The sequence below is a fragment of the Polaromonas sp. genome (assembly GCF_012927415.1).
GTDB lineage: Bacteria > Pseudomonadota > Gammaproteobacteria > Burkholderiales > Burkholderiaceae_C > Polaromonas.
Genome location: NZ_JABBPF010000014.1, coordinates 1 through 24,749 on the forward strand (window position 1 = coordinate 1; position 24,749 = coordinate 24,749).

A 24,749-nucleotide genomic window follows, 5' to 3' on the forward strand; every position below is an offset into this window, starting at 1 on the left:
GGCGTGACATCGCTGGTGCGCGCTGGGGACGCGGGCCATGACGATGTCGATGACGATGACGTTCAGAGAATGAGCGAGCTTCACAACCCCAGCGACCGCGCAAGGTATCCAGCGCGACTTGCGGTTGATGGCCGCACGCCGTCATTCTCAGCGCGGACCCGGAGATGGCGACGCGCGTTATTTGACCGGAATCACCGTGCCCGCCGGCACCGGCACGGCGGTGACACTGTTTTGCGGCGAGCCTTCGATGAGCCGGTCGGAGTAGGTCAGGTAGACCAGCGTGTTGCGTTTGGCGTCGACCATCCGAATGACGCGCAGCTTCTTGAATACCAGCGAAATGCGTTCGCTGAACATTTCTTCCTGCCGGTCCAGCGGCTTGCCTTGAAAGCTGATGGGACCGGTCTGGCGGCAGGCAATCGAGGCTTCCGCCTTGTCCTCGGCCAAGCCGAAGGCGCCCTTGAGGCCACCCGTCTTGGCGCGCGAGACATAGCAGGTCACGCCGCTGACTTTGGGGTCGTCATAAGCGTCCACCACGATTTTGTGGTCAGGACCGATGAATTTGAAGACTGTGTCGACCGCACCGATCTCCTCGCTGCTGGCCCAGCCGCAGGCGCTGAGCAGCAGAGCAAGGCCGAATGCATAGGGCTTGAGGCGCTGCCGGCTTGATTTAGTTAGGGTCATCTGGATTGCCTCGAGTGATGATGAAGGTGAGGGCCGCCTGCAGATGCGCTGGAGCCATGCCTCTAATGTACAAAGCTGCAGACCTCTATCATGGCGCGATGACTTCCCTGATCCCCCCAGCCGGCCCTCGCGTCCTCTTTGATGCCCAGCACAGTGCCAGCCGCGCGCAGGCGGCAGTGTCCCTGGCCATGCGGCGTGACCGTCTGCTGCGAATCCAGTCGATGCTCAATACCCAGGGGCCTGCCCTGGCGCGCGCGGTGCAGCTTGACTTCGGCGTGCGCTCGCCGCAGCTCACCGAGATTGCCGACCTGTTTGTGCTGCGCACGCTGCTTTCCAGCACGCTGAAGAACCTTGCCAAATGGATGAAGCCTGTCAGGGTGCGAACGCCGCTTTATTTGCAGCCCTCACGGGCCTGGCTGCAGCGCCAGCCGCTCGGTGTGGTCGGCGTGGTGTCGCCGTGGAACTATCCGGTGCAGCTGTCGCTCGGCCCGGTCATCACGGCGCTGGCCGCCGGCAACCGCGTGATGCTCAAACCCAGCGAGCTGACGCCCGCGACGTCTGCGCTGCTGGCCGAGCTGATCGGCAAGGCGTTTACGGCCGACGAGTTGTGCGTCGTGCAGGGCGACGGCAGCGTGGCAGCCGAGTTTGCCAGCCTGCCGTTTGACCACCTGTTTTTCACCGGATCAACCGCCGTGGGCCGCAAGGTGGCCGAAGCCGCCGCCGCCAACCTGACGCCAACCACGCTGGAGCTGGGCGGCAAATCGCCCTGCATCATTGACGCGTCATGTGACCTCGATCAGGCCGCCATCAAGATTGCCCACGGCAAGCTGCTCAATGCCGGGCAGACCTGCATCGCGCCCGACTACGTGCTGCTACCCAGGGGCCGGGAGGCTGCGTTTGGCCAGGCTTTCGCGCGGGCGGTGGCCAAACTCTTTCCCACCATTGCCGGCAATCCCGACTACGCCAGCATCATCAGCCCGCGCCACCATGAGCGGCTGAAAGGGCTGCTGGCCGAGGCCCAAGGCGAGGGCGCGCGGCTGCAGGTGATCAACCCTGGCGCGGCAGCAAGTGGCGAAAACCGGCAAATGGCACCGGTGCTGGTGTTTGATTTGGCGCCCGGCTCCAGGCTGTTGCACGAAGAAATCTTTGGCCCCATCCTGCCAGTGCTGGCTTACGACTCGACGGACGAGGCGATTGGCTATATCAACGCCCGGCCCAGGCCGCTTGCGCTGTACTGGTTCGGCAAGGACAGCGCGGCGCGCGACCAGGTGCTGGCACGCACGGTCAGCGGCGGCGTCACCGTCAACGACACGCTGATGCATATTGCCCATCCCAACCTGCCGTTCGGCGGCGTGGGCGAGAGTGGCTGGGGCGCCTACCACGGCGAGGCCGGCTTTTTGCGCCTGACGCAGCAAAAGCCGGTACTGCTGCAGTCCAGCTGGGCGCGCGGCGACCTTTTTTATCCGCCTTATGGCAAGCGCTTTGATCAGGTGATGGGGCTGCTCAAGCGGCTGCTTTAAAGCGCTGGGACAGACGTTGCCCCGGTTTGCTATGTTTGCTATGATTTATATAGCAAACTATGGCGGTATTAATTGGACATGAAGCATTTTTGACCCAAAGAATGGCTCAAATCGTTGGTGCAGCTGCCTGGCTTAACAGATTCTCTTGATGTTGATCAAGGGTTTGCCGCCCAGGCAACCCTAGACTGAATTGCCTGGGCTGAAAAGCCTCAGCCGTGCTGACGGATTCAGCTCAAGGAGAACACTTTGTTCAAGCATCCTTTGTTGCAGACTGACGTTTCTGCGCTGTCCGGCGCCGCGATTCAACAAGGCTGGGCGCTGATCAAAGCTTTTCACAACCGGGTGAGTGGCGTGCATGTCAGCCCTGAATCCCATGGGGTCACCTGGCGCACTGAGATGCCCGAGCCCCTGCGACGCCAGCATCAGGACCGCCGGGGAGCGCAGTTGCGACCTGACCGTCATTGCTTCGCACGGCAGGAAAGGCACCAAGAGCTTTCGGCGGGGCTGCGAGACCCAGGGTGCTGGCCTCTACGCATAGGCCGGTGCTGGTGTTTCACTGAGCTGCGCACTGGCCAAGGGCCGCATCAGCGCGCGGCTCTGCTGGCCGGTTCAAGGTGGTAAATCAGGCCAAAAAGAAGCCGCAAAAAAGCCGTGACGATGATGCAATAAAAAAGTAAATAAATATTTAAAGAATCTATATTGTATAAAAACATATATTGTTTTAAGATAAACCGTATTGATTCAAGAAACATGGGTTCACATGACCACTTCAGATCTGGATGTCGGGGAAATGCGCGAAGCGGCTGGCCGGGCTACCGCCATGCTGCGTGTGCTCGCCAACGAAGACCGGCTACTTCTGCTGTGCCAGCTGACGCAGGGTGAGGCGTGCGTGAGCGACCTCGAGGAACTGCTCGGAATTCGCCAGCCTCCGCTGTCGCACCAGCTGGGCGTGTTGCGGGCTGAGGAAATTGTCTCAACCCGGCGCGAGGGCAAGAAGATCTTTTATCAGGTGTGCGACGAGCGGGTGGTTTCGGTGCTGAAGACGCTCTACGGCCTTTATTGCCCTGCGCCCGCAGGCGCCGAGCCCACACCCTGACACCCGGGTGCCGCCGCCCGGTAGCGCCCACGGTTGCTTTGTTCGGTTTTTTTAACGAGGAGTTTCATCATGGAAAAGAACGTAGGTGGCATCGACCGTTCGGTGCGCATCGTGGCGGGGCTAGTCATCCTGAGCCTGTTTTTTGTGCTTGATGCCAACTACCGCTGGTGGGCGCTGGTGGGCGTGGTGCCGCTGCTGACCGGCTTCATCGGCTGGTGCCCGGCCTATCTGCCGTTCGGCATTCGTACCTGCAAGCTGCAGGGAAAATAATGTCCCAGCGAAGCCGCCTGCGCTGCCTGCTCCCTTGCTCGCCGATCCTTCGCGGACTTCGCGTGGGCGCGCTGGTGGCCGTGTTGCCGGTATTGGGGCTGTGGCTCGTGCCGGCCAGTGCAGCGGCGCCGGCAGCAGCGGCGGCGCCCCTGGCCGTGCATGTAGTGGCCTACCGTGAGGTGGCCGACGTCATCAGCGCGGAGGGCGTGGTGGAGGCCGTCCGCCAGTCAACGCTGGCCGCGCAGATCGCTGGCCAGATTGTCGAACTCAAGGTCAGGGTGGGCGACAGCGTGAAGGCCGGCCAGGTGCTGGCGCGCATCGATCCGCGGGCCGCCGAGCAGGTGGTTTCGGGCAGCCAGAGCCAGCTGGCCGAAGCGCAGGCCGGGCTGACCAATGCGCTGCGCAGCTACGAGCGCAACAAGCAATTGTTTGCGCAAAAATTCATCAGTAAGGCCGGGTTCGATCAGGCCGAGCTGGACTACAAGGCGGCACAGGCGCGCGTCGGCGCGCTGCAGGCCAGCGCGGGCCAGGCCTCCACGGCCCGGACCTTCGCCACCATTACCGCGCCCTATGCCGGCGTCATTGCCACCACGCCGGTTGAGGTCGGCGACATGGCCCCGCCAGGCCGCCCGCTTGTCACCCGGTTCGACCCGGCCAGCATGCGTGTCATTGCCACGCTGTCGCAGTCCAGTCTGCGTGACGTGAAGCTGCAGCTGCCGGTTCAGGTCGAGGTGCCCGACCTGAAGCGCCGCCTGACGGCAAAGCAGGTCACGTTGGTGCCGCTTGCCGACAGCCGCACCCACACCGCCCGGCTGCGCCTGGAGCTGGGCGAAGCCCCCGGCTTGCTGCCGGGGCAGTTCGCGCGCGCCTGGTTTGCCACCGGCATGGCCCGCAAGCTGGTCATTCCCGAGAGCGCGGTACTGCGCCGCAGTGAAGTCACGGCGGTGTATGTGCACGGCGCGGACGGGCAGTTGCGGCTGCGGCAGATCCGCACCGGCGATGCCTCGGGCGATGGATTGATTGAGGTGCTGTCTGGCCTGCGCCAGGGCGAGCGCATTGCCGCAGACCCGGTCAGGGCAGGGCTTTCCGCTGGCGGACCTGCCGACGCTGCCGCGCCCGCTGGCAACTGACCAGCCCTTTGTTTTTGTTCAACACAAGGAGGTCATATGGCTCACATCGTCATCTTGGGCGCGGGTATCGGCGGTATGCCGATGGCCTACGAGTTGAAGCCCCTGCTTCGTGCCGGAGACAGCATCACGGTGGTGTCCAACACGGCCACCTTTCATTTCGTGCCGTCCAATCCGTGGGTCGCCGTCAACTGGCGCGCGCGCGATGCGGTGGAGTTCGAGGCGGCGCCCTACCTTGAAAAAAAGGGCATCGCCTTCGATGGCGCTGGCGCCAAACGGCTTCACCCTGAGCGCAACCAGGTCGAGTTGGGTGATGGCCGCCTGCTTGACTATGATTTTCTGGTGATTGCCACTGGCCCGAAGCTCGCCTTCGATGAAATAGAAGGCCTGGGTCCCACCGGCTACACCCAGTCGGTCTGCCATGTTGACCACGCGGTGGCCGCCGGGCGGGCCTGGGAGCAGTTCGTCGCCGCGCCCGGACCGGTCGTCGTCGGCGCGGCGCAAGGCGCGTCGTGCTTCGGCCCGGCTTATGAGTTCGCCTTCATCATGGATACCGATCTGCGCCGGCGCAAAATCCGCGACCGCGTGCCGATGACCTATGTCACGCCTGAGCCCTACATTGGCCACCTCGGCCTGTCGGGCGTGGGCGATTCAAAAACCATGCTCGAATCGGCAATGCGCGAGCGCCACATCAAGTGGATCTGCAACGCCAAAATCCTCAAGGTTGAGGACGGCAAAATGCAGATCGCCGAGCATGATGAAAACGGATTGCTTAAAAAGCAGCATGAGCTGCCGTTTGCCTACTCAATGGTGTTGCCTGCATTCAAGGGCATTGACGCGGTGTTCGGTATTGAAGGCCTGACCAATCCGCGCGGCTTCATCCTGATTGACGCGCACCAGCGCAACCCCCGGTTCACGAATATCTACGCCGTCGGCGTGTGCGTGGCAATACCGCCGGTAGAGGTCACCCCGGTGCCAACCGGTGCGCCCAAGACCGGCTACATGATCGAGTCGATGGTGACGGCCACGGCGCACAACATTCACGCCGAGCTGATGGGGCGCGAGCCCGATGCCACCGCCACCTGGAATGCCATCTGCCTGGCCGATTTCGGCGACAGTGGCATCGCGTTTGTCGCCTTGCCGCAGATTCCGCCGCGCAACGTGAGCTGGTTCGCCGAAGGCAAGTGGGTGCATCTGGCCAAGGTGGCTTTTGAAAAGTACTTTATTCGCAAGATGAAAAAGGGCACGTCAGAGCCGATTTATGAGAAGTACGTGTTGAAGGCGCTTGGTATTTTGAAACTGAAGGGTAAATGACCATGGGTCTGGCCGGTCGCCTCGCGAAATTCTTCCTGCATTCGCAGCTTACGCCGCTGATTGCGCTGGTGGCCATGCTGCTTGGCCTGTTCGCCGTGCTGGTGACACCGCGCGAGGAAGAGCCGCAGATCAACGTCACGATGGCCAACGTGCTGATTCCCTTTCCCGGGGCGTCGGCCAAAGACGTTGAGACGCTGGTGGCCACACCGGCCGAGCAGGTGATCTCGCAGATCCAGGGGCTTGAGCATGTGTTTTCAGTTTCCAGGCCGGGCATGGCCATCATCACCGCGCAATTCAAGGTCGGCATTCCGCGGACCGAGGCGCTGGTTCGGCTTTATGACACGGTGAACTCCAATCGCGACTGGTTGCCGCGCGAGTTGAATGTCGGCGAGCCGCTGATCAAGCCCCGGGGCATCGATGACGTGCCGGTGGTGTCGCTCACGCTGTGGACGCCGGACCGCGATCGCGGCGCTTACGAGCTGGAGCGCGTCGCGCACGCCATGGAGGCCGAGCTGAAACGCGTGCCCGGCACGCGTGAAGTCAGCACGCTGGGCGGCCCCGGCCGGGTGGTGCGGGTGCTGCTGGATATCGACAAGCTCAATGCCTCTCACCTGGCCATCAACGACATCCGCCAGGCGCTGCTGGGCGTCAACGCTGCCTTGCCGGCAGGCCAGTTGGCGGCTGACAACGCCACAGTTGAAGTCCAGACCGGCAACTTTCTGGCAAATGCGAAAGAAGTAGGCGAGCTGGTGGTGGGCGTCAGCGAAGGCAACCCGGTCACCTTGTCGGATGTGGCGCGCATTGTGGATGGCCCGGCGCAACCCTCCAGATACGTCTGGTTCGGCATGGGCAAGGCCGGCGCGACCGATGCCACCCGGCTGGGCAGCGAGTTCCCGGCTGTCACCATTTCGATCACCAAAAAACCCGGTGAAAACGCGGTACAGGTAGCCAGCCAGATTACCCAGCGCGTGGCCGAGCTGCGCAACACCATCGTGCCATCGGGCGTGCAGGTCAGCGTCACCCGCAACTACGGCGAAACCGCCAACGACAAGGCGATGAAGCTGATTCAAAAGCTCATCTTCGCCACCTCCGCGGTGGTGGTGCTGGTGTTTTTTGCATTGGGCCTGCGCGAGGCGGCCATTGTCGGCATTGCCGTCATCCTGACGCTGGCGGCCACGCTGTTCGCGTCTTGGGCCTGGGGCTTCACGCTAAACCGCGTCAGTCTGTTCGCGCTGATTTTTTCCATCGGCATTCTGGTTGACGACGCGATCGTGGTGGTCGAGAACATACATCGCCACCGCGAGCTGTATCCCGACAAATCACTGGCCGAGATTATTCCGCCGGCGGTTGACGAAGTCGGCGGCCCGACCATCCTGGCCACCTTCACCGTCATCGCCGCCTTGCTGCCGATGGCCTTTGTCACCGGCCTGATGGGGCCGTACATGAGCCCCATCCCCATCAATGCCAGCATGGGCATGGTCATCTCGCTGGTGATCGCCTTTACCGTCACGCCGTGGCTGGCGCACCGGCTGTCCAAACCGCAGACCGGCGAGGCGGCCCACGCGCCCCATGCCGACAGCAAGCTGCACCGGGGCTTCAACAAGCTGCTGCTGCCGTTTCTGGCTGATAAAAAGGCCGTGCGCAACCGGCGCTGGCTCTGGCTGGGGATTTTGGTCGCCATCCTGCTGTCAGTGGCCCTGCCCGTGGCGCAGCTGGTGGTACTGAAGATGCTGCCCTTCGACAACAAGTCAGAGTTTCAGGTGGTGGTTGACATGCCCGCCGGCACCCCGGTTGAAAACACCGCTGCGGTGCTGCATGACATGGGCGCCTATCTGGCAACGGTGAATGAAGTCACCGACTACCAGGCCTACGCAGGCACGGCCGCGCCCATCAACTTCAATGGCCTGGTGCGCCAGTACTACCTGCGCCAGGCGCCCGAGTCGGGTGACCTGCAGGTGAACCTGGTGGACAAGCACCAGCGCTCGCGCAAGAGCCACGAAATCGCGGGTGCCGTGCGCGGGGCGCTCGAAAAGATCGCCGCCACGCATGGTGCCAAGGTCAAGGTGGTTGAAGTGCCGCCCGGCCCGCCTGTGCTGTCGCCGCTGGTGGCTGAAATTTACGGCCCCGACGAAGCGGGCCGGCACGCGCTGGCCAAACAGGTTCGGCAGGCCTTTGGCCAGACGGCCGACATCATCGGCATCGACGATTCGATTGAAGACAATGCGCCCAGGGTGGTGTTGCGGGTTGACCAGCGCAAGGCGGCGCTGCTCGGCATTCCGGCGTCTGACGTAGTGCAGGCGATGCGCGTCGCGCTTGACGGCGAAGACATCACCTCGCTGCACGATGGGCAGTCAAAGTACAGCATACCGGTGCGGCTGAACCTGCCGCCCGAGAAACAGGCCAGGCTGAAAACCTTGCTGACCCTGACGGTGAAATCCGCCGGCGGCGACAGCGTACCGCTTTCGGAGCTGGTCAAGGTGCAGCCGACGCTGCGCGAAAAAACCATCCATCACAAGGACATGCTGCCGGTGAGCTACGTAATCGGCGACATGGCCGGCACGCTCGACAGCCCGCTGTATGGCATGTTTGCCGTGCGCAGCAAGCTCGGCAATCTCAGCGCCGCGCAGGGTGCTCCGCTGGGCGAATATTTCATCAAGCAGCCGACCGACCCGTACCGCCAGTTCGCCCTGAAATGGGACGGCGAATGGCAGATCACCTATGAAACCTTCCGCGACATGGGGCTGGCCTATGCGGTCGGCCTGGTGCTGGTCTACATTTTGGTGGTGGCGCAGTTCGGCTCCTACCTCACGCCGCTCATCATCATGGCGCCGATTCCCCTGACCCTCATCGGCGTGATGCCCGGCCATGCGCTGCTCAATGCGCAATACACCGCCACCTCCATGATCGGCATGATCGCGCTGGCCGGCAGCATCGTGCGCAATTCGATCCTGCTGGTCGACTTCATCAACCTGCAGGTCGCGCAGGGCGTGCCCTTTGTCGAGGCCGTCGTTCATTCGGCGTCGGCGCGCGCCAAGCCGATCGTGCTGACCGGGCTGGCGGCCATGATTGGCGCGGCTTTCATTCTGGATGACCCGATTTTCAACGGCTTGGCGATATCGCTGATATTCGGCATTTTCGTTTCCACCCTGCTGACGCTGGTGGTGATTCCGGTGCTGTACTACGCGGCGAATCGAAAGAAATTTGCTTGATTCCATTTCCAATTCACTGCGATATGTCGTTGCCCCGCCTTGCCGTGCCAAAGCACTGACTGCGGCGGTGCGCCTAATCTCGCCGCGAATTGGAACGGAATGGGAATGGGTTGTTGTTAACTTTCAGAAGGACTGGCGATGAATACAAATCTCATGGTGCGCATGTTTGCAGGCATTTTCATACTGGTGTCGCTGGCGCTCGGCGTGCCCGAAAGCCCGATTTTCGTGAGCAAATATTTTCTGTGGGTCACGGTGTTTGTCGGCGCCAACCTTTTGCAAAGCAGCTTCACGCGGTTCTGCCCGCTTGAAATGATGCTGAAAAAAGCCGGTGTGCGCGAGGCTTAAACGGCGAGCCACGGGCTTGACCGGCTTCAAACGCCTGCTTATGGATCAAATGCGGCTCACGTCCAATGAATATGGCTATACCTTGCTATTTAAATAATAGCGACGGATTTTTCCGGTTTTGCCCGATTACTTGGGCGGGAAATGACAGGCAACACCGCTGTTGCTGGCGCCGGGCTACAGCAAGCTCATGGTGGCCGCATCCGCCGCGCCGCCAAAGTATTGATCAAGCGCCGCCTGCCAGACCGGCAGATCGGGCCGCGCCGCCATGAACAGCGTCATGCACGAGCGGAACTTGAGGTCATCGGGCGAGCCAAGAATCGCCAGTGCTGACTTGCCCCTGCCAGCCAGCATCAGTCCAGTGCATTCCAGCAGCCGCTGGCCCAGCAAGGGATGCTCAAGGTAGGCAAGCGCTTCAGCCAGTGAGGTGATGCCGTAGTGCTTGGCGATGGCGCTTCTGCCTAGTTCCTTGAGCTGGGGAAAGATGAACCACATCCAGTGCGTCGCCTTATGGCCGGCGCGCAACTCATCCAACACGTCAGCGTAGACGGGTGTCTGGGCATCGACGAAGCGCTGGAGGTTGAAGGAGTCGGTCATGAGGGAACAAGCTTGCCGGAATTCTGGTGCATCAGGTTGAAAATCGCAGGCAGGAGGGTGCGGGCTTGGCATGGAAAGTTTGAAAGACGGCTATTCATTCCCCCGGGCCAATGGAGCACCCCCACGGGCAAGAAAAAAGCATCCGATATTTTTTGCAAGTGCCTGTTTTCGTTCGATTTTTGGCTCCTCAAAGTTATCGATGGTGGTAACTGGGTGATCGCTATGGACGCGTTGTAGCCGGATGTCTCGCTGTGATTACCAAAACCAGTTCTTGCTGTAAAGAATGTTTGACAGTACGCCGGTTACCAAAGAAAAGAGCCAAACCGATAAGTATTTAATTCCACTCCAGAACAATTCTTTTTGGTCTTTATCAAACTTTTCCGCATCTTGCACGTTGAGCACAATGTGAGCTCGACGATAGAAGAACGCGGTTCTTTCCACGTATGTGCGGACCACTACTAGCATGACTCCCAAAAGGGCAAGCGCCGGGACTGACCTGATTAAGAAAATAGCAGCTTCTTTAATGCTGGCAAACTCTACCGTTGCCGATCCGATCACCCGAGTTGCGAAAGCAGTCCAGACGAACACTGATACCAAAAATACTAGCTGCGAAAAATAAACGGCGAGCTCGTCCGCATAGGTACGCACGAATTTCGCCGCTCCAGTTGGCTTTGAAACAACCGTCGAAGCATGGTTCTTTAACAATCCGGCGATATCAGTGGCCCAGGTTCTTTCGGTGTGGACGATTCGGTAGTCAACTAGCGATCCCCTAGCGAAAAACCTGTGAGGCACATCCTTAAATTCGCCTTGTGTGTCAAACCTCAGTTCAATCTCCTGTTTTTCAGGAGCTTCATGCCCTCTAAATTTAATCAGATAAGTCGCAGAGATCGACACGGCACTGGGATGACATGGCGTTGTAGGATGAAACAATTCGAAGTCCTGAATATTGTTATGAACCACTGTTTGACCGTCGTCGTAGTAAACAGTGATTACAAAATGTATTAGCGACGAGTCATTTTGCTTTGACATTCTTTGTTCAAGCAGGTGATAAACATTGGTGATCTCACGGTGACCAATTTTGAAAGACCCAACGATTTCTCCGCGAAGCTCCTGAGGCTTGCCAAGAAGGCCGGCGACAAAACTTCGAAAGTCTTTCACCTCGCACGGAAGCATTACGTAGTACGGACTGTTCTCTTCTGCCTTTGCCAAGCTTTGCTCGCCAGCCGATGAGGTGATTCGGGGTAAATGCTGTTCAGCGTGGTTCAAAGTTGCTCCTTGCGTCGCCCCGTTTAAGTAACACGGGGGGCTATAAATACAAAAACAATCATGGTACGCGGAATCGTTACAAATAGCCATCTCCGAAGTAAGGTTAAGTCAAAGCTGTGTGCGGGGTCGGGAGCGCCCCTTGGGCGCACCGCCACCGGATGCAGCTGCAGCGCAACAGGCTTAAAATGTTTATTGACACTTGGTAAAGTTTGAAAGACACTCAATTCAACTTTAGGAGTGTTTATGAAAGCGTCAGATCTTGTCAATGTATGGGCTTCACCCGACAACAGCCGACTCACAGCAAAGCAGACCTCGTTCCGTCTGCACGTGCACGTCGCCGCCAAACTTGCGGCGTTGTCCCAGATGTATCCCCAAAAAACCAAAACTCAAATGGTTGGCGATTTGCTCTCAGCGGCATTGGCCGATCTAGAGTCGGGGCTTCCATCATTCCCTGGCAAACATTTCACTGACGATGAAGATCAAGGCCCTCTTTACGAGGCGACAGGTCCGGCGGAACAGTTCCGCACCCTGACCAATAAGCATTACATCGAGCTGGAAACAGAGCTGGGCAACGTAACTTCGATGCCTTTCTATGCCGAAAATCTGCTGATCACCAAAGACGGAAAATGAAGCTGCTCGCCTTTGGTCTGGACACCATCGAATGCGCGTACTACCTGCATGCCGGTACCGGGTGCAAGCTAGATTTCGCAGCACGTCATTACGTGCCCGGGTGCTGGATCGCACGGCAGGCTTCTCGAAACGCTATCTGCGGGAGTTTGTGAGCAAGATCCGCTTTGATGGAAAGCGAGTTGTGATGCGCGGCAAGAAAGCGGCTTTATTTGCAGCTGCGGCACAAAAAGATATGGGCACCACCATGGTGCCCACCTCTGCATCTGATTGGCTCCTCAACCTGGGCTCGAACAAGAACGGGCTAGCTGGCCACGCCAAACACCTGCACCCAGTAAATGCCGGCCTTGCTTTGCTTGTTCACGGCAAAGGCTGCACCCATTTCGGTATAAACCGGCGACATCAGGTTGGCACAGTGACCCGGGCTTTTGAGCCAGCCCTGCACGGCCACTTCGGCGTTCATCTGGCCTGCGGCGATGTTCTCGCCGATTGTGCGCCATGGATATCCGGCGCGGCTGGCGCGATCCGCTACGTGGCTGCCGTCGCGGCCGGTGTGACTAAAGTAGCTGTGGCGCGCCATGTCGGAGGCGTGGTCAAGGGCGACGCCTTGCAGCGCGGCGTTGAGCCGCACCGGGCGCGCCCCGGCAAAAGACTCGTTGCCGCAGCGGCGGGGCTGGGCCCGTGCCTCATTCACCAAGGCGAGCACCCGCGCCTGCACGCTGCCGGCCTGCGCGGCGCCGGGCGGCGAGAACGGCGCGGCCAGCACGAGCCAGGTTTGCGTGCCGCGCTGGTGAAATCCAGCCTCGGCCAGCTCGCCATCGGTGACTGCCGCGCAGGAACTGTCCATTGCGCCCTGCGCCAGGGCGACCGGGCCGGTATAGCCCCGCAGGGTGATTTGCGCCACCCGCATGGCACGGTAGTCGGAGGCTTGCAGCGAGTCATCAAGCTGGCTGCCGCCCGCGATGCGCGCAGCGGCGGCCGATAGCCGGGTGTTTTCGCGCAGTGGAGTGGCTGGGCCCGCGTGCCCTTCGCAGCCTTCGAGTCGAGCCGCGTTCAGCGCGCGCAGCAGCGGTTGGTGGTCGGGTGCGGATGCCTGGGCATGCACCGGCCCGGCGATGGCCATGACGGCCAGCAGCAGACAAGCCGCAATGCGTTGCCAGGCACCGCGCGTTTTAATCAGCATGTCGTTCAGTCTCATCGGTCGATGATAGCGGCGCGCCGGCTATCAAGCCTCCTGGCGGGCGCGCCGTTGAACCGCCGCAGGGTTCGGCTGCTGAGCTTGGGAACTCCTGTTTTGATAGCTGCCTGTGACGGTAAGTACTGGACTACAGCCAGTTTTGCCCTGAAAGTGGCTGAGCGACTATCCCATCGCGGCTTTGAACATGGCTGAAAATGGGCTGTCGCTGGCGTAGCCGCTGGCCGCGCCCCAGCAAAAGCGCAGGGCATGCGAAAAACCGCTTTGCCAATGCCAGCCGTCAACCGTAATGAAGCCCGCCTGCGAAGCAGCCTACTTGACAGTTCGCAGGTAGCGCTGAATGGCGGCAACTTCATCTTTGGATGGCGCTTTTCCCTTGTCCGACTGGAAGCTCGCATCTTTCCAGTGCGGCATGGCCAATTTCAGTGGCCGGCCCTTGTCATCCACGCCAGTCAACACCGCGCGCTGGAACAGTTTCAGGCTCCATTTACTGGAGTCGCCAGCCAGCACCGGGCCTTTGACCGCACCGGTTCCTCCCTTGCCGTTGTCGCCGTGGCAGGACGCGCAGTTTTGCTGGTAGAGCGCTTTGCCGTCAAGGCCTGCCGCAGATGCAGACAGCGCGATCAGCAATAAACCCAGGGCGATGACGAGTTGTTTCATGATGATTTTTTTGAGTTAAGGAAAAATCAGTCTACCTTTGACACTGAGAACAAGGAAACATTGTTTTACCGGAGATTTCCAGTCAAGGCAGAGCGATGTCATTTGCTACAAAAATAATAGCTGACCAAGGCGATATTACTTAGACTACAGCCAGTTTTTGTTCTGAAAATGACTGGGCGGCTGACCCATCGCGGCTTTGAACATGGCTGAAAACGCGCTGTCGCTGGCATAGCCGCTGGCCACTGCCACCTGGCTGACCGGCTGGCCGCGCGCCAGCAGGGGCAGGGCATGCGCCAGAATCGCCTGCCGGCGCCACTGCTGGTAGCTCAGGTCCAGCTCGTCGCGAAACAGCCGGGCCATGGTGCGTTCGCTGGCGCCCATGTCGGCCGCCCATTCGGCAAGCGTGGCGCGGTCGGACGGGGCGCGCAGCACCGCTTGGCACAACGAGCGAAGCCGCTTGTCGCCGGTTTGCGGGTGCGGCAACGGAACGCCCAGCGCCTGCGTTTCGGCGTGGGTGATTTCGTCAAGCACCAGCGCGCAAAGCAACTGCTCGCGCGCAGCGCTCAGCGGCGGGCTCCCCGGAGCATCAAGTGCCTGAATGGCCTCGCGCAGCAGTGGCGACACCACCATGACTCGGCAGTCCTGCCAGCCTTCGGGGGTGGCGCTGGCGTCGATGTACAGCGTGCGGAATTCGGCTGCTTCGAGCACGGTGATGTGGTGGCGCGCACCCGGCGCCACCCACACTGCGCGGGATGGCGGCACGATGTAGGTGATTTCTCCGCCGGCCTGGTCGCTCTGCGCCGCCGTGACCTGCACGATGCCGGTGGCGCAGTAAGCCAGCTGTGCCCAGGCGTGGGCGTGCGGCTCGAAGTGGGTATCGGCCGGCATGGTGCGCGCGCGCACGCGCACCGGCCGCTGCGGGCTGGGCGTGAAGCTGTCGGTGTTGCCTATGGGCGTGAGTGGCGGGCGGGCGTTGCGGAGCATGGGTGGGATGACGCAGGATGAGGAAATCAAAAAACCCGAGTGAAGAAAATGCAAAGACGTAATTTTCTTGAATTAGCCGAAACAAGGCTATTTGTCGCATTTCAGCAGATGACGCAAATATTACGATAGCGCCATGAATTCTTCAAGCATTTCAAGCAGGCCAGCCGGTGTGGTTCCCTTTCGGCGTGACGCCAGCGTCATCGGCCTGGTCGGTCTGGCGCATCTGATCAGCCACTACAGCCAGCTGCTGCTGGCGCCGCTGTTTCCGTGGCTCAAGGAGGCGTTCAACGTCAGTTACGCGGAGCTGGGTTTTTTGATGACGATATTTTTTGTGGTCTCGTGCGCGGTGCAGGCGCTGTCGGGTTTTGTGGTGGACCGCGTGGGTCCGCGACCAATTCTGTTTGGCGGCCTGGCCTTGCTGAGCGTTGCGGCCTTCGGTTATTCCATCAGCACCAGTTACTGGATGCTGGCTGGTTTTGCCGCGCTGGCTGGCGTGGGCAACGGGGTGTTTCACCCGGTTGACTACACCTTGCTGAACCGCAAGATCAGCGCGTCGCGCCTGGGCCATGCCTACAGCGTGCATGGCATCACGGGCAGCCTGGGCTGGGCGCTGGCGCCGGCCATGCTGGTGCCGATCGCGCTGGCTTTCTCATGGCGCGTGGCGCTGGCCAGTGCGGGCGTGCTGGTGCTGGTGGTGCTGGCGGTGCTGGTGCTCAACCGCCGCCACCTGGCCTTGTCGGTGTTGCCTCATGCCCGGAATGACGAAAAAACCGAAGCGGCGGGCAGCCTCGATTTTTTAAAAATACCCGCCGTGTGGATGTGTTTTGCCTTCTTCTTTTTCTACGCCATGGCGCTGAGCGTGGTGCAGGCCTTTGCGCCCGAGGCGGCGCGGCAGTTGCACGGCGTCCCGGTGGCGCTGGTCGCCGCCTACCTGACGATCTACATGGTGTGCAGCGCGGGCGGCATGGCGCTGGGCGGCTTTCTGGCGAGCAATCCGGCGAACTGCGAACGCATTGTGGGCGCCGGTTTTGCATTGGCAGCCGGCATTGCGCTGGTGATTGGTTTTGCTGATTTTCCTGACAGCTCGGGCATGGCCGTGCTGACGCTGTTTGGTGCCATGGGTTTTTTTACGGGCATTGCGGGGCCATCGCGCGATCTGTTGGTGAAACGCTCTACGCCCGAGAATGCGACCGGCCGGGTTTACGGCGTGGTGTATGCGGGGCTTGACATTGGCCAGGCGGTGGCGCCGCTGATTTTTGGCACGCTGATGGACCATAAGCAGTATGCGGGGGTGTGGCTCGGGCTGGTGATTGTGCAGGGAGTGCTGATTGCCAGTGCCTTCAATGTGCGGCGGGTTCGCCGCGTGGCGCTGGTTCAGGCCTGAGTCAGAACCGGCGCCATTGCAGGGGCTGAAGGGCTAAGGGGCTAAGGGGCTAAGGGTGAGCGGCGTTGCACTTGCGTGAATAGAAGGGTAGATTCAATCATCAGGGCCGCAGGGTTGTCCTTTCCCTTCACTACAGGAGTTCCCATGACCTCATCACAACCTTCCGCCAGTGGCGACTTCGGCCGCTGGATTGAAGAAAAATCAGAAGCTGTGAAAGCGGAACTGGCCGAGAAGTTTCCGCCTGCCACCAGTGGGCCGGCGGCCGTTCACCACGAAACCAGCGCCCAGCGGATTGAAGAAGTCCTGCTTGGTCATGAGCCTGCGGGCGACGCGCTGCTGGAAGAGCTTGCCGCCGAGGACTCGGTGCCGCCTCTAAGCGACGAAGAGCTGGCCCGGCAGGCGCTGGCCAGTGGCGGCGGCGACAACAACCCGGACACGCCCGAATAGCGGGCCAGGCCTTGATCCGGTTAAGTTGCCGCGCCGTCACCGTCGCCGATGTCGCGGCACAATGCCGGGATGACAAAACAACTTGCCGGCCACCTCATTGTTGACTGCCTCCTGGCTCAGGGCGTAACCCATGCGTTTGGTGTTCCGGGCGAGAGCTATCTGGCCGTGCTCGATGGCCTGCACGCCCGCCGGGAACAGATTCAGTTCGTCACCTGCCGGCAGGAGGGCGGTGCGGCTTTCATGGCCGAGGCCCACGGCAAGCTGACGGGTCGGCCCGGCGTGTGCATGGTGACGCGCGGGCCGGGCGCCACCAATGCGTCCATCGGCGTGCACACGGCATTTCAGGATTCGACCCCGATGGTGCTGCTGATCGGTGACGTAGCCAGCGATTGCCGTGACCGCGAGGCCTTTCAGGAAGTCGACTACGGCAGTTTTTTCGGGCCGAGTACCAAGGGTTTCGCCAAGCGCGTGGAGCGCATTGACGACGCGGACCGCATTCCCGAGTATGTGGCGCGCGCCTTTGCCGCCGCCATGAACGGGCGCCCCGGTCCGGTGGTGCTGGTGCTGCCAGAAGACATGCTGACCCAAATGACCTATGCCCGGCCGCTGCCCCGGGTTGAGGCGGTGCAGGCCTGGAGCGACCCCGGCTCCCTGCGAACGCTGCGCGAGATGCTGCTGGCGTCGAGGCAGCCGCTCATCATTGCAGGCGGCAGCGGCTGGACGCCGCAGTCGGCGCAGGCCTTGCAGCGCTTTGCCGAAAACTGGAAGCTGCCGGTGGGCAATGCCTTCCGCTTTCAGGATACCTTTGACAACCACCACCCGTTTTATGCCGGTGACGTGGGCATTGGCCTGAACCCCAAGCTGGCAGCGCGCGTCAAGGCGAGCGACCTGATCATTGCCATCGGCCCGCGCCTGGGCGAAATGACGACCGGCAACTACACCCTGCTGGAAGCGCCCAGGCCGAAGCAGAAGCTGGTGCACATCCACGCCAGTGCCGAGGAGCTCAATCGCGTTTATCAGGCCGACCTGGCGATCAATGCCACCATGAATGCGGCGGCGCGCTCGCTGGAGGTGCTGACGGCGCCGCCGTCGGTGCCGTGGGAGGCGTGGACGGCCGCTAGCAATGAAGACTATCTGGAGAACCTGAAGCCGACACCCTCCGCGAACCTGCCGGGTGACATCGACATGCCCGCCATCGTCGGCCTGCTGCAAAAGCATTTGCCGCCAGATGCCGTGCTGACCAATGGCGCCGGCAATTTCGCCAGCTGGGTGCACCGCTTTTTCAAGCACCACGGGCTGGCCAAAGGCCACAAGACGCAGCTGGCGCCCACCGTGGGCGCCATGGGCTACGGCGTGCCGGCGGGCATTGCCGCGGCCATTACCACCGGGCGCGTGGCCTTCACGATCGCCGGCGACGGCGACTTTTTGATGAACGGACAGGAGCTGGCAACCGCCGTTCAGCATGGCGCAAAAAGCATCATCGTGCTGCTCAACAACGGCATGTACGGCACCATCCGTATGCACCAGGAAAGAGAGTACCCGCAGCACGAGAGCGGCTCTCACCTGAATAACCCGGACTTTGCAGCGCTGGCGCGCGCCTATGGCTACTCGGGCGTGCGCATCACAAAAACCGCCGAATTTGAAGCCGAATTGCTGGTGGCGCTGGCGCGCCCTGAAGGCACGCTGATCGAGGTGACGCTGGACCCTGAAGTCATTACCACGCGCGGCACGCTGTCGGCCATCACGCAGAATGCGCTGGCCAAAACGCTATAAAATAGATAGCGTACAAGGACCGTATTCATTCGACAGAAGACTGATTGGGCTCAAAAAACAGAAAAAGCCGGGGCAAGCCGGCTTTTTCTACTTCTGGCTCACTGGTCTTGTCTGCAACCGGCGCCCGCTACACGCTCAGACGCTTACTCCTTGACGTCGACCGCGTAGAAGTTGTGACGGCCGAACGGGCTGTTTTTAAAGCCAATCACGCTCTTGCGGACCGGCTTGATTTGCACCGCGTGGGCAATCGTGAACCAGGGCGCCTGTTCCTTGAAAATGACCTGCGCCTGCTGGTACAGCTTGGTGCGTTCAGCCTGGCTGGTCACGGTCTTGGCTTTCAGGACCACGTCTTCATAAGGCTGGTAGCAGAACTTGGCAATATTGCTGCCGCTGGCCGACTGGGCCGACGCGCAGCCGAGCAGGGTGTAGAGGAAGTTGTCCGGATCGCCGTTGTCGCCAGTCCAGCCCAGCATGCCCATCTGATGTTCGCCGGCCTGCAGGCGCTTGCGGTATTCGCCCCACTCGAAGCTCTTGATTTCGGCCTTGACGCCTACCTTGACGAGGTCAGCCTGCATCAGCTCGGCAATGCGCTTGGCGTTCGGGTTGTAGGGACGCTGCACCGGCATGGCCCACAGGTCGGTTGAGAAACCGTTCGGGTAGCCTGCTGCTGCCAGCAATTTTTTGGCGGCTTCCGGGTTGTATTCATCATCCTTGACGGCATCGTTGTAAGACCACATCGAAGGCGGGATCGGGTTCTTGGCGGCAATGCCGGTGCCCAGGTACACGCCGTCAACAATCGCCTTCTTGTTGATGGACATGTTGACGGCCTTGCGAACGCGCACATCGTCAAACGGCTTTTTGGTGGTGTTGTAGGCCAGGTAGCCGACATTCAGGCCGGGCTGCTCAAGCACCTGGATGTTGGGGTCCTTGCGGATGGCCTCAAGGTCAGCCGGGTTGGGGTAAGGCATGACATGGCACTCGCCCTTTTGCAGCTTGGCCCAGCGCACCGAGGCGTCAGGCGTGATCGAGTAAACCAGGTCGTCAATCTTGGCCTTGCCGCCCCAGTAGGTGGGGAAGGACTTGTAGCGGATGACCGCGTCTTTCTGGTACTGCACCAGGTAGAAAGGACCGGTACCGATGGGGTCCTGGTCGATTTTTTCTGGCGTGCCGGCCTTGAGCATCGCGTCAGCATATTCCTTGGACTGGATGGCCGCGTATGGCATGGCCAGGTTGGCCAGGAAAGGCGCTTCGGGCTTGTCCAGCGTGATCTTGACGGTGAAGTCGTTGACTTTTTCCACCGACTTCAGCAGCTTGGGCATGCCCATGTCGCTGAAGTAGGAGTGGTTGGGGCTGGTGACCTTGAAGAATGGATTGTCTTCTTTCCACTGGCGATCGAACATGAACAGCACGTCGTCGGCATTCATGTCGCGCGTGGGTTTGAAACCCTTGTTCGTGCCGTGCCACTTCACGCCCTTGCGCAGGTGAAAGGTGTATTCCTTGCCGTCGGCGGAAATATCCCATTTTTCGGCCAGACCGGGCACCACTTTCGTGCCACCGTATTCAAATTCTACCAAGCGGTTGTAAATGGGTTCGTTGGCATCGAAAGAGGTGCCCGTCGTGTTGACGCCAGGATAGAAGTTTTCCGGACTGCCTTCAGAGCAAAACACCAGTGTCTTGGCAGAGACGGGCGAAAGCGCCATGAGCGTCAGTACGGCTGGCAGGGCGAGGGCACGCAGCAAAGCGCGCTGCACCGGACGAAAGCGGTAAGCACTGGGTTGGGTCTGAATCATGTGACGAACTCCATTTTTTTGAGGGAGGGGTGAATGCTGCGATGCAGCGGGCTTGCGGCCGGTTTGCGCAACACTCGTGGTGCGCGCCCCCCGGTCATTGGATACGTGGCTTGGGAAGAATGCAAGATATGCATCATTTCCCGCGTCACGCAGTGAGGAAATCTTCAGCATAGTGACAGGCTACCTGACGGCCGGCGACTTCGCGCAACGCCGGGCGTTCGGCGCGGCAGCGGTCGGTGACGTGGGGGCAACGGGTTGAAAAAACGCAACCGGTGGGCGGATTGAGCGGGGAGGGCAACTCGCCTTTCAGCACAATCCGCTGCTTGACGGCGCTGCTGCCGGCAAGACCCGGCGTGGACGCCAGCAGGGCCTGGGTGTAGGGGTGAAGCGGCTGCGCAAAAAGGGCGGATTTTTCGCCCTGCTCGACGGCATGACCGAGATACATCACCAGCACATCGTGCGCAATGTGACGGACCACGCCCAGGTCGTGCGAGATGAACAGGTAGGCCAGTCCTAGCGACTGTTGGAGGTCGGCCAGCAGATTGAGCACCTGCGCCTGGATCGACACGTCCAGCGCGGACACCGGTTCGTCGGCCACTACCAGCGTGGGGTTGAGCATCAGGGCGCGCGCAATGGCGATGCGCTGGCGCTGCCCGCCGGAAAACATGTGCGGATAGCGGTCGTAGTGCTCGGGGCGAAGGCCGACCAGGGCCAGCATGGCGCGCGCTTTTACGGCGCGTTCGGCGGCTGGCATGGCGGTGTTGATCTCAAGCGGTGCTTCCAGAATGGCGCCGATTTTTTTGCGCGGATTGAGTGAGCCGTAAGGATTCTGGAACACCAGTTGCACGGCTTTGCGCAACCCGGCGCGCTCTTGCTTCGGTGCATTGACTGCATCAATTCCCTGAATGCGCAACTGGCCGCCAGTCGGGGTTTCTATCAGCGACACCATCCGGGCCAGCGTGGATTTTCCGCAACCCGATTCCCCGACGACCGCCAGTGTTCTGCCTGCATGGACCGTGAAGGAGACCCCGCCAACAGCCTGCAGATGGTCAGGCGCGCGCAGGAAGCCACGCCGGATTTCATAGACCCGTTTGAGGTTTTTGGCCTCTACCACCGGCTGGCCGGCTGGCGGGCTGGCGCTTAGCAGCGTGCTCATGGTGCCGCCTCCGTCAGTGCAAGATCGCCGCGCATGGCCGCTTCACGGCCGGAGTCGCCCAGTGGGTAGTGGCAACGCACCAGGCCGTCTTTCCAGCCTCGCAGCAACGGGCGCTCGCCGGCGCAATGCGCCGTCGCATAGACGCAGCGTGGTGAGAACAGGCAGCCGCCCGGCCGGTCGTACAGTCCGGGCACCATGCCGGGAATGGTGGCCAGCCGCGTGCTGCCGTCACTGCGCTCGGGCAGGGCGGCCAGCAGCGCTTCGGTGTAAGGGTGCTGGGGCGTGTTGAAGAGGGCGTGCGCGCTCTGCTCTTCCATGATCTGGCCAGCGTACATCACGGCGATGCGCTGCGCCATCTCCGAGACGACGCCCATGTTGTGGGTGATCAGCACCAGTGCCATGCCGCGTTCCTTCTGCAGGCTGCGCAGCAGGTCCAGGATCTGCGCCTGGATCGTCACGTCAAGGGCGGTGGTGGGTTCGTCGGCAATCAGCAGCCGCGGGTTGCAGGCAATCGCCATGGCGATCATCACGCGCTGATTCATACCGCCTGACAACTGGTGCGGGTAGGCCTTTAGCCGGCTTTCAGCGGCCGGGATGCCGACCTGCTCAAGCAGTTCGATGGCTTTGCGCGTGGCGGCCTTACGGTTCAGCCCAAGGTGCAGGCGCAGGGTTTCGGTGATCTGGAAACCCACGGTAAAGCAGGGGTTCAGGCTGGTTGTGGGGTCCTGAAAAATCATCGCCACGTCTTTGCCGGTGAACTTGCTGCGCTCGCGATCCGACAATGCCAGCAGGTCGTGGCCGGCAAAACGCAATTTGTCGGCGCTGACCCGGCCGGGATAGGCCACCAGTCCCATCAGTGCCATCATGGTCACGCTCTTGCCGGAACCCGACTCGCCGACAATGCCGAGCACTTCGCCTTCCTCCAGCGACAGGCTGACACCGTCGACGGCGTGCATGACACCGTTTTGCGAGGGGAACTCGACGGACAGGTTTTCTATTTCAAGCAGGGCCAATGTCAGGTCTTTTTAAAAGGCGGGAGGCAGGACAGCAAACGGTTGGTGGCCGAGCCCTCCGACGCATTGCCAGCGAACGTCGCGGAACCGGTTTTGCCGGGCCGCAGGCGTTGCCTCCAGCCCGAGGATTCGGCTACACGAAGCGAGCCGGGAAGGGGGAGGGCCATCATCGCTTTAGTTTGGGATCGAACGCATCACGCAGTCCGTCGCCCAGCAGGTTGAAGGCCAGCACGGTAATCAAAATGGCAAGCCCCGGAAAGGTCACGACCCACCAGGCGCGCAATACAAATTCCCTGGCATCGGCCAGCATGGTGCCCCATTCGGGGGAAGGTGGCTGGGCTCCCAATCCCAGAAAGCCAAGCGCTGCGGCGTCGAGAATGGCAGTGGAAACGCCGAGCGAGGCCTGCACGATCAACGGGGCGGTGCAATTGGGCAGGATTTCACTGAACATCAGCCTGACACGGCCAGCGCCGCTCATGCGAGCGGCAGTGACGTAATCACGGGTTGTCTCGGCAATCACCGCGGCACGGGTGATCCGCACGTAGTGCGGCAGCACCACGATGGCCACGGCCAGCATGGCATTCATCAGGCCAGGCCCCAGAATAGCCACAATCACGATCGCCAGCAGCAGGCTGGGCAGCGTCAGGATGATGTCCATCAGCCGCATGATGGCGATCTCGAAGATGCCCCGAAAATACCCGGCCAGCAGGCCCAGCACGGTGCCCACCACGACCGAAATGGCCACCACCGCCAGGCCGATGACCAGTGACAGGCGCGCGCCATACATCAGGCGCGACAGGATGTCCCGGCCGATGGCGTCGGTGCCCAGCGGGTAGGACCAGGAGCCGCCTGACTGCCAGGCGGGTGGCTTGAGGAAGACGGCGTTGTCCGTGATGTTGGGTGCGTGTGGCGCCAGCCAGGGGGCAAACAGTGCGATCAGCAGTACCCCCAGAACAATGACAAGGCCCATGACCGCGCCGTGGTTGGCGCTGAAGTATGTCCAGAACTCGCGCAGCGGGTGTGGAGGGGCAGGCGCTGCGGTGCTGCGTGATTTCAAGGTGGCCGTGCTCATCGCTGGTGCCTGATTCGAGGATTGATGATTCCGTAGGTGATGTCCACCAGCAGATTGACGGCCATCACGATGGAGCCCAGCAGCAAAATGCCGCCTTGCAAGACCGGGTAGTCGCGGCGGCTGATGGCTTCAATCAGCCATTTTCCGACGCCGGGCCAGGAAAAAATGGTTTCGGTCAGGATCGCGCCCGTGAACAGGACGCCTACCTGCAGGCCGATCACGGTGATGACGGGAATCAGCGCGTTGCGCAGGGCATGCACGGCCACCACCCGCAGCTTGGACAGACCCTTGGCGCGGGCGGTGCGGATGTAGTCTTCGCCCAGCACTTCGAGCATGGCCGAGCGGGTCATGCGTGCAATCACCGCCAGTGGGTTGGTGCCGAGCACAATCGTCGGCAGGATCAGGTGCTTGAGCGCTGACCAGAAGGCCCCCTTGTCGTCCGACAGCAGCGAGTCAATCAGCAGGAAGCCGGTGGTTGGCTCGATGTAATACTGGACCGAAATACGGCCTGACACCGGCGTCCAGCCCAGTTGCACCGAGAACAGCAGGATCAGCAGCAGGCCCCACCAGAAAATCGGCATCGAGTAGCCCGTCAGCGAGATACCCATGACGCCATGGTCAAGGATGGAATTGCGCTTGACGGCTGCAAGAATGCCGGCGGGAATTCCGATCAGCAGGGCAAAAATAATGGCACAGATTGCCAGTTCAATGGTCGCCGGAAACAGCGCCGTGAACTCATGCATCACGGTTTCCTGCGTGATGAGTGACTTGCCGAGATCTCCCTTGAGAACGCGGGCAATGTAGATGCCGTACTGCGCCAGGACCGGTTTGTCCAGGCCGTATTCCTTCAGCAACTGGGCATGACGAACAGGATCGATGCCACGCTCGCCGGCCATGGTTTCGATCGGGTCACCGGGCACCATGCGGATCAGGAAGAACGCCAGCAGCGTCATCCCCAGGAAGGTGGGGATGATCAGGCTCAGTCGGGTAAAAATGAAGCGTAGCACTGTGTGGAAAAGCTTAAGCGCAAATCAATGCGAATTGGCGCAGACGGCCGGCGGGCATGCATGCACTGCCGGTTGCCGTGACACCGCTCGCCTGGATGCTTCTGCGCTGAAGATATTGTTCTGGTTGCCCGGCCTTGCTCATGGCGTTGCGGATACCGTGTAATCATAGCCACATCGGCGCGGCCGTCTGGCCGCTCTCCTGGCAGGGCGCTCCCCATT

The 24,749-nt window shown here is 61.1% G+C and carries 22 protein-coding genes; 11 read left to right on the plus strand and 11 right to left on the minus strand.

Annotation, left to right across the window (positions count from 1 at the left end):
• Positions 1 to 177: 177 nt before the first annotated feature.
• A complete protein-coding gene (locus HHJ19_RS00965; protein ID WP_296903268.1) occupies positions 178 to 681 on the minus strand; it encodes a CreA family protein in 504 nt (167 codons plus the stop codon).
• 98 nt (positions 682 to 779) lie between these two features.
• Between HHJ19_RS00965 and HHJ19_RS00970 the strand changes: the two genes are divergently transcribed.
• From HHJ19_RS00970 to HHJ19_RS01000, 7 genes are all read left to right on the plus strand, one after another.
• Positions 780 to 2,201, plus strand: a complete 1,422-nt coding sequence (locus HHJ19_RS00970; protein ID WP_296903270.1) for a coniferyl aldehyde dehydrogenase — start codon at positions 780 to 782, stop codon at positions 2,199 to 2,201.
• A gap of 760 nt (positions 2,202 to 2,961) precedes the next feature.
• Complete coding sequence (locus tag HHJ19_RS00975; RefSeq protein WP_296903272.1) at positions 2,962 to 3,297, plus strand: metalloregulator ArsR/SmtB family transcription factor; 336 nt, start codon at positions 2,962 to 2,964, stop codon at positions 3,295 to 3,297.
• 69 nt (positions 3,298 to 3,366) lie between these two features.
• Positions 3,367 to 3,567, plus strand: coding sequence for a DUF2892 domain-containing protein (locus tag HHJ19_RS00980; protein WP_296903273.1), 201 nt, complete (start codon positions 3,367 to 3,369; stop codon positions 3,565 to 3,567).
• On the plus strand, positions 3,567 to 4,697 hold the full coding sequence (locus HHJ19_RS00985; protein ID WP_296903275.1) for an efflux RND transporter periplasmic adaptor subunit: 1,131 nt from the start codon (positions 3,567 to 3,569) through the stop codon (positions 4,695 to 4,697). The genes HHJ19_RS00980 and HHJ19_RS00985 overlap by 1 nt, the downstream gene beginning before the upstream one ends.
• A gap of 36 nt (positions 4,698 to 4,733) precedes the next feature.
• The gene (locus HHJ19_RS00990; protein WP_296903277.1) at positions 4,734 to 6,008 is read left to right on the plus strand and encodes an FAD/NAD(P)-binding oxidoreductase; all 1,275 of its coding nucleotides are present in this window, start codon (positions 4,734 to 4,736) and stop codon (positions 6,006 to 6,008) included.
• Positions 6,005 to 9,217, plus strand: a complete 3,213-nt coding sequence (locus tag HHJ19_RS00995; protein WP_296903278.1) for an efflux RND transporter permease subunit — start codon at positions 6,005 to 6,007, stop codon at positions 9,215 to 9,217. Before HHJ19_RS00990 ends, HHJ19_RS00995 begins: the two co-directional genes overlap by 4 nt.
• Positions 9,218 to 9,355: 138 nt before the next feature.
• Complete coding sequence (locus HHJ19_RS01000; RefSeq protein ID WP_296903280.1) at positions 9,356 to 9,562, plus strand: DUF2892 domain-containing protein; 207 nt, start codon at positions 9,356 to 9,358, stop codon at positions 9,560 to 9,562.
• 174 nt (positions 9,563 to 9,736) lie between these two features.
• On the opposite strand, the gene HHJ19_RS01005 is transcribed toward HHJ19_RS01000, so the two are convergent.
• Together HHJ19_RS01005 and HHJ19_RS01010 are read right to left on the minus strand one after the other, a co-directional pair.
• On the minus strand, positions 9,737 to 10,156 hold the full coding sequence (locus HHJ19_RS01005; RefSeq protein ID WP_296903283.1) for a DUF1810 domain-containing protein: 420 nt from the start codon (positions 10,154 to 10,156) through the stop codon (positions 9,737 to 9,739).
• Positions 10,157 to 10,411: 255 nt separating this feature from the next.
• A complete protein-coding gene (locus tag HHJ19_RS01010) occupies positions 10,412 to 11,422 on the minus strand; it encodes a hypothetical protein (RefSeq protein WP_296903285.1) in 1,011 nt (336 codons plus the stop codon).
• Positions 11,423 to 11,665: 243 nt separating this feature from the next.
• Between HHJ19_RS01010 and HHJ19_RS01015 the strand changes: the two genes are divergently transcribed.
• Positions 11,666 to 12,052 (plus strand): hypothetical protein, encoded by a 387-nt coding sequence (locus HHJ19_RS01015; RefSeq protein ID WP_296903287.1) that lies wholly within the window; start codon positions 11,666 to 11,668, stop codon positions 12,050 to 12,052.
• 301 nt (positions 12,053 to 12,353) lie between these two features.
• Here HHJ19_RS01015 and HHJ19_RS01020 read toward each other — a convergent pair whose 3' ends face one another.
• From HHJ19_RS01020 to HHJ19_RS01030, 3 genes are all read right to left on the minus strand, one after another.
• Positions 12,354 to 13,247, minus strand: coding sequence for a CAP domain-containing protein (locus HHJ19_RS01020; protein ID WP_296903290.1), 894 nt, complete (start codon positions 13,245 to 13,247; stop codon positions 12,354 to 12,356).
• 309 nt (positions 13,248 to 13,556) lie between these two features.
• On the minus strand, positions 13,557 to 13,904 hold the full coding sequence (locus HHJ19_RS01025; RefSeq protein WP_296903292.1) for a cytochrome c: 348 nt from the start codon (positions 13,902 to 13,904) through the stop codon (positions 13,557 to 13,559).
• 144 nt (positions 13,905 to 14,048) lie between these two features.
• Positions 14,049 to 14,888: a helix-turn-helix transcriptional regulator gene (locus tag HHJ19_RS01030; protein WP_296903293.1), complete on the minus strand. Its 840-nt coding sequence runs from the start codon at positions 14,886 to 14,888 to the stop codon at positions 14,049 to 14,051.
• A gap of 133 nt (positions 14,889 to 15,021) precedes the next feature.
• On the opposite strand from HHJ19_RS01030, the gene HHJ19_RS01035 reads away from it, so the two are divergent.
• The 3 genes from HHJ19_RS01035 (at position 15,022) to HHJ19_RS01045 (ending at position 18,492) form a co-directional block, all read left to right on the plus strand.
• The gene (locus tag HHJ19_RS01035; protein ID WP_296903295.1) at positions 15,022 to 16,272 is read left to right on the plus strand and encodes an MFS transporter; all 1,251 of its coding nucleotides are present in this window, start codon (positions 15,022 to 15,024) and stop codon (positions 16,270 to 16,272) included.
• A gap of 144 nt (positions 16,273 to 16,416) precedes the next feature.
• Positions 16,417 to 16,719, plus strand: a complete 303-nt coding sequence (locus tag HHJ19_RS01040) for a hypothetical protein (protein WP_296903297.1) — start codon at positions 16,417 to 16,419, stop codon at positions 16,717 to 16,719.
• Positions 16,720 to 16,788: 69 nt separating this feature from the next.
• Positions 16,789 to 18,492, plus strand: a complete 1,704-nt coding sequence (locus tag HHJ19_RS01045; protein WP_296903298.1) for a thiamine pyrophosphate-binding protein — start codon at positions 16,789 to 16,791, stop codon at positions 18,490 to 18,492.
• 143 nt (positions 18,493 to 18,635) lie between these two features.
• Here the strand turns inward: HHJ19_RS01045 and HHJ19_RS01050 are convergent, their stop codons facing one another.
• The 5 genes from HHJ19_RS01050 to HHJ19_RS01070 form a co-directional block, all read right to left on the minus strand.
• Positions 18,636 to 20,282, minus strand: a complete 1,647-nt coding sequence (locus HHJ19_RS01050; protein WP_296903304.1) for an ABC transporter substrate-binding protein — start codon at positions 20,280 to 20,282, stop codon at positions 18,636 to 18,638.
• Positions 20,283 to 20,427: 145 nt separating this feature from the next.
• Entirely contained in the window at positions 20,428 to 21,438 is a 1,011-nt protein-coding gene (locus HHJ19_RS01055; RefSeq protein WP_296903307.1) for a peptide ABC transporter ATP-binding protein, read from the minus strand.
• Positions 21,435 to 22,451 (minus strand): ABC transporter ATP-binding protein, encoded by a 1,017-nt coding sequence (locus tag HHJ19_RS01060; protein ID WP_296903308.1) that lies wholly within the window; start codon positions 22,449 to 22,451, stop codon positions 21,435 to 21,437. The genes HHJ19_RS01055 and HHJ19_RS01060 overlap by 4 nt, the downstream gene beginning before the upstream one ends.
• A 166-nt stretch (positions 22,452 to 22,617) precedes the next feature.
• A complete protein-coding gene (locus HHJ19_RS01065) occupies positions 22,618 to 23,523 on the minus strand; it encodes an ABC transporter permease subunit (RefSeq protein ID WP_296903310.1) in 906 nt (301 codons plus the stop codon).
• Entirely contained in the window at positions 23,520 to 24,530 is a 1,011-nt protein-coding gene (locus tag HHJ19_RS01070; protein ID WP_296903311.1) for an ABC transporter permease subunit, read from the minus strand. Before HHJ19_RS01070 ends, HHJ19_RS01065 begins: the two co-directional genes overlap by 4 nt.
• Positions 24,531 to 24,749: the final 219 nt, after the last annotated feature.

Excerpts from the sequence above, each read along its gene's own strand:
- HHJ19_RS00965 (WP_296903268.1), bottom strand. The coding sequence starts at position 681 with ATGACCCTAACTAAATCAAGCCGGCAGCGCCTCAAGCCCTATGCATTC.
- HHJ19_RS00970 (WP_296903270.1), top strand. The coding sequence starts at position 780 with ATGACTTCCCTGATCCCCCCAGCCGGCCCTCGCGTCCTCTTTGATGCC.
- HHJ19_RS00975 (WP_296903272.1), top strand. The coding sequence starts at position 2,962 with ATGACCACTTCAGATCTGGATGTCGGGGAAATGCGCGAAGCGGCTGGC.
- HHJ19_RS00980 (WP_296903273.1), top strand. The coding sequence starts at position 3,367 with ATGGAAAAGAACGTAGGTGGCATCGACCGTTCGGTGCGCATCGTGGCG.
- HHJ19_RS00985 (WP_296903275.1), top strand. The coding sequence starts at position 3,567 with ATGTCCCAGCGAAGCCGCCTGCGCTGCCTGCTCCCTTGCTCGCCGATC.
- HHJ19_RS00990 (WP_296903277.1), top strand. The coding sequence starts at position 4,734 with ATGGCTCACATCGTCATCTTGGGCGCGGGTATCGGCGGTATGCCGATG.
- HHJ19_RS00995 (WP_296903278.1), top strand. The coding sequence starts at position 6,005 with ATGACCATGGGTCTGGCCGGTCGCCTCGCGAAATTCTTCCTGCATTCG.
- HHJ19_RS01000 (WP_296903280.1), top strand. The coding sequence starts at position 9,356 with ATGAATACAAATCTCATGGTGCGCATGTTTGCAGGCATTTTCATACTG.
- HHJ19_RS01005 (WP_296903283.1), bottom strand. The coding sequence starts at position 10,156 with ATGACCGACTCCTTCAACCTCCAGCGCTTCGTCGATGCCCAGACACCC.
- HHJ19_RS01015 (WP_296903287.1), top strand. The coding sequence starts at position 11,666 with ATGAAAGCGTCAGATCTTGTCAATGTATGGGCTTCACCCGACAACAGC.
- HHJ19_RS01020 (WP_296903290.1), bottom strand. The coding sequence starts at position 13,247 with ATGAGACTGAACGACATGCTGATTAAAACGCGCGGTGCCTGGCAACGC.
- HHJ19_RS01025 (WP_296903292.1), bottom strand. The coding sequence starts at position 13,904 with ATGAAACAACTCGTCATCGCCCTGGGTTTATTGCTGATCGCGCTGTCT.
- HHJ19_RS01030 (WP_296903293.1), bottom strand. The coding sequence starts at position 14,888 with ATGCTCCGCAACGCCCGCCCGCCACTCACGCCCATAGGCAACACCGAC.
- HHJ19_RS01035 (WP_296903295.1), top strand. The coding sequence starts at position 15,022 with ATGAATTCTTCAAGCATTTCAAGCAGGCCAGCCGGTGTGGTTCCCTTT.
- HHJ19_RS01040 (WP_296903297.1), top strand. The coding sequence starts at position 16,417 with ATGACCTCATCACAACCTTCCGCCAGTGGCGACTTCGGCCGCTGGATT.
- HHJ19_RS01045 (WP_296903298.1), top strand. The coding sequence starts at position 16,789 with ATGACAAAACAACTTGCCGGCCACCTCATTGTTGACTGCCTCCTGGCT.
- HHJ19_RS01050 (WP_296903304.1), bottom strand. The coding sequence starts at position 20,282 with ATGATTCAGACCCAACCCAGTGCTTACCGCTTTCGTCCGGTGCAGCGC.
- HHJ19_RS01055 (WP_296903307.1), bottom strand. The coding sequence starts at position 21,438 with ATGAGCACGCTGCTAAGCGCCAGCCCGCCAGCCGGCCAGCCGGTGGTA.
- HHJ19_RS01065 (WP_296903310.1), bottom strand. The coding sequence starts at position 23,523 with ATGAGCACGGCCACCTTGAAATCACGCAGCACCGCAGCGCCTGCCCCT.